General features: G+C 58.8%; 6 protein-coding genes, 2 pseudogenes and 1 riboswitch. Of the genes and pseudogenes, 2 read left to right on the top strand and 6 right to left on the bottom strand.

The genetic code is table 11. The features are described from left to right. Positions 1-264 precede the first annotated feature (264 nt). Positions 265-1542, top strand: a complete 1278-nt coding sequence (locus GOB85_RS17770) for a hypothetical protein (RefSeq protein WP_061498825.1) — start codon at positions 265-267, stop codon at positions 1540-1542. Between the two features lie 88 nt (positions 1543-1630). Next, positions 1631-2953 (top strand): chloride channel protein, encoded by a 1323-nt coding sequence (locus GOB85_RS17765; RefSeq protein WP_233419922.1) that lies wholly within the window; start codon positions 1631-1633, stop codon positions 2951-2953. 2 nt (positions 2954-2955) lie between these two features. On the opposite strand, the gene GOB85_RS17760 is transcribed toward GOB85_RS17765, so the two are convergent. From GOB85_RS17760 to GOB85_RS17735, 6 genes and pseudogenes are all read right to left on the bottom strand, one after another. After that, positions 2956-5427, bottom strand: a complete 2472-nt coding sequence (locus GOB85_RS17760) for a heavy metal translocating P-type ATPase (protein ID WP_242011616.1) — start codon at positions 5425-5427, stop codon at positions 2956-2958. Positions 5428-5502: 75 nt separating this feature from the next. After that, entirely contained in the window at positions 5503-5919 is a 417-nt protein-coding gene (crcB, locus tag GOB85_RS17755; RefSeq protein ID WP_173578730.1) for a fluoride efflux transporter CrcB, read from the bottom strand. Positions 5920-5944: 25 nt separating this feature from the next. Then, complete coding sequence (locus GOB85_RS17750) at positions 5945-6763, bottom strand: universal stress protein (protein WP_173578729.1); 819 nt, start codon at positions 6761-6763, stop codon at positions 5945-5947. Positions 6764-6800: 37 nt separating this feature from the next. Beyond that, positions 6801-6980, bottom strand: coding sequence for a hypothetical protein (locus tag GOB85_RS17745; RefSeq protein ID WP_173578728.1), 180 nt, complete (start codon positions 6978-6980; stop codon positions 6801-6803). Positions 6981-7194: 214 nt separating this feature from the next. Then, positions 7195-8589 (bottom strand): annotated as a pseudogene (locus tag GOB85_RS17740) (voltage-gated chloride channel family protein). A 35-nt stretch (positions 8590-8624) separates the two neighbouring features. Further along, a riboswitch (Fluoride riboswitch) is annotated at positions 8625-8702 on the bottom strand. A 200-nt stretch (positions 8703-8902) separates the two neighbouring features. Then, positions 8903-9004 (bottom strand): annotated as a pseudogene (locus GOB85_RS17735) (IS5-like element ISMex42 family transposase); the annotation flags it as partial.

Below are 9004 nucleotides of genomic sequence, written 5' to 3'. Positions count from 1 at the left end.
AACCCCGGACCAGATGGCCAACAGCAACGCCGTCAGAAGGGCGGCATAACAACAACCGGGTATAGCTTATCAAGCCCGCAAAACTGTCCGAACGGACGGGACCACCTCAATCGCCCTCATCCCGGTCATAAGCGGGGCTATTCGACTTTCCGGAAAGCGGACATGAGTATCTTAAACCTCGCCAGGCCTTGCGATTATCCGCATTGACGTGAGATGCTGTTACAATCAGTGTCAAGAGCGAATATAATTGTAGCTTCTGGACTGATGACCGACCTTATTCGAGACCTTATCCTTCGCTGGCGTGATGATCCGGCAGGCACCTATCAGAGCTGGTTTTTGTGGGATGAACGCCTCAAGAACTTCCGGTCTATCCGCCGTGGTCTGCAGCAGGTCGTTACCGAGATTACCGCTGGCACATTCGGGGTCGCCTATCGTGGCTCATCCCTGGAAACAGTTGTTCATTCGATCGCTGAACAGCGTCAGATATTCAAGGGTGCGGATCATGCATTCCTGTGGAAGCCGAAGCTACGCATTCCCGATATCTACGAAAATCCTGCAAACCAGAAAGCATTCGGGCAGCTTCTCGATACCTGCCTGTGTTGCAATACCGACGAGCACGTGGTCTCGGCCATCCACGCGATCGATGCCCGGAAGATAAAAGGGCTGGGACCAGCCGTCGCCAATCTGCTGTATTTCCTGCATCCTACGATCATGCCGCCTTTCAATACGGCAATCGTGAACGGCTATAACGCCTTGACCGGATCAAAGATGAAGTTGGGCCGATGGGAGGAATATCTTGCCATGCGGCAGGGCATTCTGAAGCTGAATGCGACCTATCGTTCGCTGCTGTCCAATGATCTGGGCGCTATCGGAGGACTGCTGTTTGATCTCGGAAGCGGACGCTATACAGCGCCACCTCTCGAGGATAACGAAACAGCGCGGAAACTCTGGGAAGCCGATCTTCACCAGGTGAGGGAGCAGAGCGCAAAAGAGGCTCGGATACTGGCAGCAGAGCGGGAAACGGATCATACCCATACCGAGATTCAGGGCTGGCTTCGCGATCTGGGGCATTCTCTGGGTTACGATGTCTGGATTGCGGCCAATGATCACAGTCGTCCATGGCAGGACGGTAAATTGGGGGATGGCTGCCTGTCGGTGTTGCCAGGGTTCACGACGGAAACGCAGGGAGCGGAATCCGTGCGTCTGATCGATGTCCTATGGCTAGACCGGGACAGCCACAGGATTGTGGCAGCCTTCGAGGTCGAGCATTCAACGACCATCTATTCAGGCATCGTGCGCATGCTGGATCTTGCTCTTGGGTCGGAGGCGCAGGCTCTGGAAGGACTGTTCCTTGTTGCTCCAGACAAGCGGGAAGCCGATGTGCGCGAACAGTTGAAGCGACCGGCCTTCAGCAGGATTGCCGATCTGAAAGTCCGGTATCTACCTTATGGGGCGCTGGAGAAGGATCGCGCAGCTATCGCCCGCTTTGGTCACGGACTGAAGCCTGTCCAGGCGATTTCGCATGCTTTGACACCGATCTGATGTTGTTATCGGCATAAGAGCAAAGATGCTAAACTTTTCTCAGACTCCGGGGTCGGGTTTGCAACGATGATAATCCGGCAAGAAGGCGATGGCAGACACCACTCATAGTCAGGAAACACAGCACGCGGTGATGATCCAGCCGCCTAGCAGTCTCACTGTGCTTTCCCTTCTTTCCATTCTGACAGGTGTCGTTGTCGGAGCGGTCTGTGGGACATTCCGGCTGTTACTTGAACATGCTGCGGGGTTGAGAACGGCATTGGCGCTTGATGCCCTGCACCCGTTTTCCGCCAGTCTGTTGCTGATTGCGATCGGCAGCATCACGGCCTTCATCGCGGCCTGGATGGTCAGGCGGCTGGCGCCTCTGGCTTCTGGAAGTGGGATCCCTCATGTCGAGGCCGTCCTGGCCGGACTTGCAACACCAGCTTCTGTCGGCCTGATCCCGGTCAAGTTCATCGGAGGATTGCTGGCCATCGGCGGAGGACTAGCGCTGGGGCGTGAGGGGCCGAGCGTGCAGATGGGTGCCACGGCTGCCAATACGATCGGTCGGCTGTTACGGTTGGGACCGGCGGATTGCCGGTCATTGCTGGCGGCTGGTGCCGGAGCTGGACTGGCGACAGCGTTCAATGCGCCAGGCGCTGGCGCGATCTTTGTGCTGGAAGAGCTGGTCGGCAAATTCGAGGCGCGAACCGCCTGTTCCGCACTCGGTGCTTCCGTGTCCGCCATCCTTGTCGCCCGCGCGTTGCTGGGCGGTGATCCTGATTTCGTGGTGGCCGACAGTCCCATGGTCATCAGCGTTTCAACGCAGTTGCTGTTCTTGCTGACGGGGCTTGCAGTTGGCCTGCTCTCGGTCGTTTACAACCGGACAGTTCTGACCACGTTACGGCTGGCTGAACGGATGAATGCCAGCGTGGAAATCCGGGCTGCGGCAATCGGCGCGATCGGTGGGCTGATCGTCTGGCTTACACCTCACCTTGCTGGTGGAGGCGACTGGATCACGCAAAGCGCCATCGATGGAACGCTGATCTGGACAGCGCTGCCAGGATTGTATGCCCTGCGTCTGGTCTTCGGCTCGATTTCCTATGCTGCAGCAACGCCGGGTGGCCTCTTCGCTCCCATGCTGGCTCTGGGTGCTCTGGCGGGCCTGGGCTGCGGAGATCTGGCCCATGTTCTGGCGCCCACGCTGGCGGGGCGGACCACACCCTTTGTTGTGGTCGGTATGGCGGCAATGTTTGCGGGAGCGGTGCGGGCACCTTTGACCGGGATCATTCTTGTGACGGAAATGACCAATACGCCCAGCCTGCTGCTTCCGCTGCTTTCGGGCAGTTTTGCCGCGATGTTCGTGGCCGACGGCATGGGGGAAGCACCGATTTATGAGGCATTACGCACCCGCGCCGCGGCCGAAAAACGCTAGGTTCAGTCTTTCCCCCGACCAAGCCGAAGCGCGTTAGTGACAACCGTCACGGACGACAGAGCCATGGCCGCGCCGCCGATAACCGGTGAGAGAAGAAGCCCGCAGATCGGATAGAGCACACCGGCGGCGATCGGAATGCCGATCCCGTTGAACAGGAAAGAGAAAGCCAGGTTCTGCCGGATGTTGCGCATGGTCGCATGGGCAAGCCGTCTGGCCCGGACCAGTGCTTCCAGGCTGCCATGCGCCAGAGTGATCCCGGCGCTTTCGATCGCTACGTCAGTGCCGGTTCCCATTGCGATCCCGACGGATGCGGCCGCAAGAGCTGGAGCATCATTCACGCCATCGCCCGTCATCGCGACATGTGCGCCCTGCGCCGTCAGGTGTTTGACGATATCGGCTTTGTCCTGTGGCTTCAGACCGGCATGGACTTCCGCGATATTTCCCGCCTGCGCCGCCACAGCCTTCGCCGTCGCATCGCTGTCACCCGTGAGCATGATGATCCGCAGACCATCGGCGTGGAGCGCCGCAAGAGAGGCCCGCGTATCCGCGCGGAGAGGGTCCGCCACGGCGATCAGCCCGGCGAGCCTGCCGTCTACCGCCACAAACATCACCCCGGCTCCGGCTTCACGATGCGCCGTCGCGCTAGCTTCAACAGGGGACGCATCAGCGCCAGCCTGCTTCAGACACTCGGCATTGCCCACGACGACGACATGGCCCTCAACGCTGCCGCTCACGCCCAGTCCCGGCTGCGACTCGAAATGGGTAAGAACGCCGGGCTCCCCATGGCGGTCTTTCAGGCCCTGAACGATAGCCTGTGCCAGAGGATGCTGGGAGTGTGTCTCCACAGAGGCGGCATAACACAGCACATCGTTTTCCGGCCAGCCATTGGCTGCCTCCACGGCGATGAGCTTGGGGTGTCCTTCCGTCAGCGTGCCGGTCTTGTCCACAACCAGCGTATCCACCCTGTCGAGCGCCTGAAGCGCTTCGGCATTGCGGACCAGAACGCCCTCGCGTGCGCCCCGCCCTGTACCGACCATGATTGACATGGGCGTGGCCAGCCCAAGCGCGCAGGGACAGGCAATGATCAGCACCGAGATGGCATTCAGAAGAGCATGCCCAAAGCGCGGAGCCGGTCCAACGGCGTACCATACGATGAAAGTCAGCACGGAAATAGCCAGCACCAGCGGGACGAACCATCCGGCCACCCGGTCGGCCACGGCCTGAATGGGTGCGCGGCTGCGCTGGGCGGTGGCAACCATCTTCACGATCCGCGCCAGCATGGTATCGCTGCCGACGGCCTGCGCTTCGATTTCGAGGCTGCCATTGCCGTTGATCGTACCGCCAGTCACCGTGCTGCCGATCTTTTTGGCAACGGGTGCTGGCTCCCCGGTAATCATGGCTTCGTCAACGCTGGATGTGCCATCGAGAACCCTGCCGTCGACAGGGATCGACTCTCCCGGCAGCACCCGCAGTCGGTCTCCGACCACGACAGCGTCCACGGCTATGTCTGTCGGCTGCCCGTTCTCTCCGATACGGTGAGCCTGTTTTGGTGTGAGATCCAGCAGGGCGCGGATGGCATCACCAGTGGCGGCACGTGCACGGAGTTCCAGAACCTGTCCCAGCAGAACCAGCGCAACGACCACGCCCGCCGCCTCATAATAGACCGGCAGGGCTCCGTCGGGCATCCTGAAGCTGGTTGGGAACACCCCTGATGCGAGCGTCGCGGCCAGACTGTAGCCAAACGCGGCGCCGACGCCGAACATGATGAGCGTGAACATGTTGAAGTGACCGGTCCGCAATGAGGCGAGCCCACGCTGGAAGAAAGGCAGTCCTGCCCAGCAGACAATCGGAGTGGTCAGCGCAAGCTGAACCCAGGGAGACCATGGTCCCGGAACCAGATGCAGGCCGACATCGCCACTCATGGCAATGAGCATCAGAGGAACCGCAAAAAGCACGGAGACGATCAGACGACGTCTGAAATCATGCAGTTCGGGGTTTTCCGTCTCTGCTCCCGTCGGTTCCTCCGGCTCCAGCGCCATGCCACAGAGCGGACAGTTCCCCGGATGATCCTGCCGGATCTGCGGATGCATCGGGCAGGTCCAGATCATCCCCAGCTTGTCCTGTTCGGCGGAGGAAGGCTGTTGGGGCTCATGATGGCAGTTCATGCCCTGCATGGGCGCCGCCTTTTCCTGCGCTTTCTTCGCAGGTTCCAGCGTCATGCCGCATTTGGGGCATGTGCCGGGATGTGCCTCCCTGATCTCGGGGTGCATGGGACACGTCCACACCATGGGAGGTGCGCTATCAGTCTTGATGAAGGCTGCCGGATTGGCTTCAAATTTCTTCTCGCAATGTGCGCTGCAGAATGAATAGCTGTGCCCATTATGCTCGCGCTTGAACCGGCTAGTAGCCGGATCAACCATCATGCCGCATACAGGATCGCGTGTTTTCATGGGGACTGACGGGCTCGTCGGCATTGTTTTCGTCCTGACCGTGAGAGTTGAGAATTTCGGAAGCGTCAGCGAACCGCCGGAAGTTGCGACGGCGTCATTTTACGATCTGATTCCGGGATGAACGTGATTCAAAATCTGGGCAAGCATGAACCCGAAGAAAACCGCGATCATGCCGAGCACGAGTGAAATCCCGACATTCAGACAGGCCCTGCCGGGATGACCGTTCTGGAGCAGGTCAAAGGTCTGGAGGCTGAAAGAGGAAAAAGTGGTGTAACCACCGCAGACCCCGACCATGAATACAAGGCGCGTCGTGTCAGAAATATGCACCCGTCCTCCTGCCGCCGTCATTGCTGCAAACAGGGCTATGGCGAACGAACCGGTGAAGTTGATCAGGATTGTGCCCCAGGGAAGGCTATGGCTCCAGCGGGCGGTGGCGAGACCCACCCAGTAGCGAAGCAACGTCCCTGTGGCGTCTCCAGATGCAATCAGGAGGGTCGGCAGTATGTTGGGCAGCATAGCGCTTCTTTCCTGCGATCTGCGGTCAATGATGGGTCAGGATCGGAAGCGTGGCGTGTGAGAGGATATCCTGTGTCGGTCCGCCAAACAGCCATTCGATAAAATGCGGGCGGCTATAGGCCCCCATGACCAGAAGATCGCCTCCAGCCTTCAGGGCGTGCTGTCGGATTTCTTCTCCCACATCAGATGAGGCAATGACAAAGCGATCAATGCTGACAGTCACACCTTTTTTCCGGAGTTCTTCCGCGATGGGCGGTTCCGCTACCTCGTTTTCACGATCCTCGCCGATTACAATGCTGACATGGGAGGCCCGGTCCAGAAAGGGCTGAGCAGCGGCCATGGCCCGGTCAAGGGCTGATGAAGGATGCCAGGCAATCACCGGATGCCTCCCAACGGTCCCATGATGCTGCAGCGGAGCCACGACCACCGTGGTGCCCGCATCATATAATGCTCCGCTGAACGCCTGCGTGACCTCCTCGGGATCTGACGAGCGCGGGCGGCTGAGAACCGTAATATCGGCGTTCATAGCCTCACGCGCGACGGTTTTGCGGACATCCCCTGCGATTTCTATCCATTCGGCCGCGTGCTCGCCGGTGAGTCCGGCTTTCCATTTCTGGAAGATGTCGCGCAGGGCGTCCGCTGTTGCGGAGACTTTCTGAGCAAAACGTTTTTCTTCTTCGGGGCTGGGCATTCCTTCATCAGGCATCTGATAATCGGGATTGTCCTGAAGTTCAGGATGGAGAACCCTGATCAGCGGATGACCGAGACGGGCGGCCAGTTCACATGCTGTCTCAAGAGTATAGGTCGCGGTTTCGATACGGTCGAGAATGGCAAGAATACGCATGGTCTGTGCTCCTGAAATGATGATGGCGCACTCTCTGTCAGGGCGTCGGCTGCATACCGAAACGCCAGGATTCAGCGGGCTTGAAATAAAGCGACGTACCTCTCAGCAGTGCCTCATGGGAGAGGCAGAATGCTTGCAGTTGCTCATGATCTCCCAGAATATCGACATAGACCGACAGAAGCGTATTGGGATTTCCCCAGTGTCTGCTGGATTTCACCACTTCTCCAGAAGCCGTAATGTGAAAAATGGGCATTCGAGCAGGTAAAGCCTGCTGCCCGGGCCGCATGGACGATGTCACGATAGAGAGGCCGGCGCTGAAACAGGCGGGCAAAAGGCTTCTGCTGCCTGTTTTGCGCCCGTGATGCGGACGTCATGAAGATCCGAAGGATACCGGCAGGTTCTGTCAGAAGTGTGAGCGTCTCGTGCATGGCTTATTTTCCGGTTTGTGCTGCTGAATCACATGAGGTCTGTGTGTCGGTTTTCCGGACGCGTCGTCCGATGAAACCTCGCGCCTGCCGGAGTGCCATGCCCGCCGTAATGTGGGGATGTGAGGCCTTTGGAACGCCGATGCGCTGGGAAAGGTAGATCCCGGAATGACCGGAGCAGAGATAGGCAATGAAACAGCCGGTCGCGATGTAGATGACGTCTGTGGCGCCAAACAGTTCGCCCCCCATGAAGGTGCAGGCCAAGGGTGTATTCGCCGCTCCCGCAAAAACAGCCACAAACCCGACGGCGGCGAGAAGATCGGTCGGCACACCGAGAAGGGTGGACAGCGTATGTCCCAGACCGGCGCCAATGAAGAAAAGCGGCGTGACTTCCCCGCCCTTGAAGCCGGTCGACAGGGCTGCGACCGTGAAGACAAGCTTCTACAGCCAGCTCCACGTGTAGTCACCCAGATGGAAGAAGTTGAGGATTGAGGCGCCATCCGGGGTGGCCGCCACCACACCGAGGCCGAGATAGTCCCGTGTTCCGGCGATGAAGACGAGCACGATGGTCAGCACGCCGCCAATGGCCGGACGCAGCCAGGCAATAGGACAAATTTGGCGGAAAACCGGGCTGAGGCGGTGAATAGATTCCGCAAACAGCAGGCTGGTCAGGCCAAAGCAGATGGACGCCACGCCGACCTTCAGCAGCAGAAGCGGATCCGTATGAAAGATCTGGCCGGAAAGATCAGGATAGCCGGCAAACCCGATCTTGTAAGAGACGTGATGAATACCCCAGGAATGACACACCATATCCGCGAGGATTGAGGCTGCCGCGACCGGAACAAGAGCACGGTAGTCAATACAACCGATACTCAGCACTTCCATGGCGAAGACGGCACCCGCGACGGGTGTTCCAAAGACCGCGCCAAATCCTGCCGCGATCCCGGCCATCAGGATGATGCGGACCCCGTTGTCGTCCAGACGGAACAGGCGGGCGAACCCGGATGCGATACTGCCACCGATCTGGACCGCTGTTCCTTCCCGGCCGACTGAGGCCCCGAACAGATGGCTGACGACGGTGGCGATCAGAACAAGAGGAGCCATACGCAGTGGCACACCGCCACCCGGTTCATGGATCTGATCGACGATCAGATTGTTACCCCCTTCGGCGGAACGCCCGAACCAGTGATACGCCAGCCCAACGACAACGCCTGCCACCGGCAGGAACCACAGCAGGCCGGGATGGGCGAAGCGATAGTCGGTGACATGATCGAGCGCCCAGAGGAAGACGGCGCATAACGTGCCGACGCAGGCTGCCATAGGCAGCAAAAGCCCGCTCCAGCGCAGAACGGCGAGAATATTTACTACGATGGAATTCTGAAACAGCGGAAAACGACCCATGACCCTGAACACACTCCTCCCTCACGTGCCATTATGGCGAGGTAGGAGTCATCAGCCCTTGGGGCGGTTCGACTTCTTTACGAAGTCAGGCAGAGTCCATTGCCGTTACGTCACACTACGATTTATCCGTTGCCTCATGTCAATGATAAATCTGTAAGGGGAAAAGAAACTTTGATAGCCTGACGAATAGGTTCAGACATTGCGCTTCCGCCTCTTCTCGGACACTTAGGTAAGAGTTTGGCCTTTCGTAAAGCAGACATTATTGGTTCAAAACTTTACTATCGAGTTTGGGGCGATGGCGGACTAGGGCCTGTTAGCACTTGATCCAGTCTGCGGCGGCAGCGATGTGGATGACCGCGAGGAACGAGGTTGCTGTTTTTTCGTATCTGGTTGCGACAGCGCGCCATTCCTTGAG

Source organism: Acetobacter fallax (assembly GCF_011516735.1).
Lineage (GTDB): Bacteria > Pseudomonadota > Alphaproteobacteria > Acetobacterales > Acetobacteraceae > Acetobacter > Acetobacter fallax.
Note: the sequence above shows the minus strand (reverse complement) of the source record. Positions and strands in the feature narration are given on the sequence as shown.

Coding starts and splice junctions, on each gene's coding strand:
- GOB85_RS17770 (WP_061498825.1), top strand. CDS start 265: ATGACCGACCTTATTCGAGACCTTATCCTTCGCTGGCGTGATGATCCG.
- GOB85_RS17765 (WP_233419922.1), top strand. CDS start 1,631: ATGGCAGACACCACTCATAGTCAGGAAACACAGCACGCGGTGATGATC.
- GOB85_RS17760 (WP_242011616.1), bottom strand. CDS start 5,427: ATGCCGACGAGCCCGTCAGTCCCCATGAAAACACGCGATCCTGTATGC.
- crcB (WP_173578730.1), bottom strand. CDS start 5,919: ATGCTGCCCAACATACTGCCGACCCTCCTGATTGCATCTGGAGACGCC.
- GOB85_RS17750 (WP_173578729.1), bottom strand. CDS start 6,763: ATGCGTATTCTTGCCATTCTCGACCGTATCGAAACCGCGACCTATACT.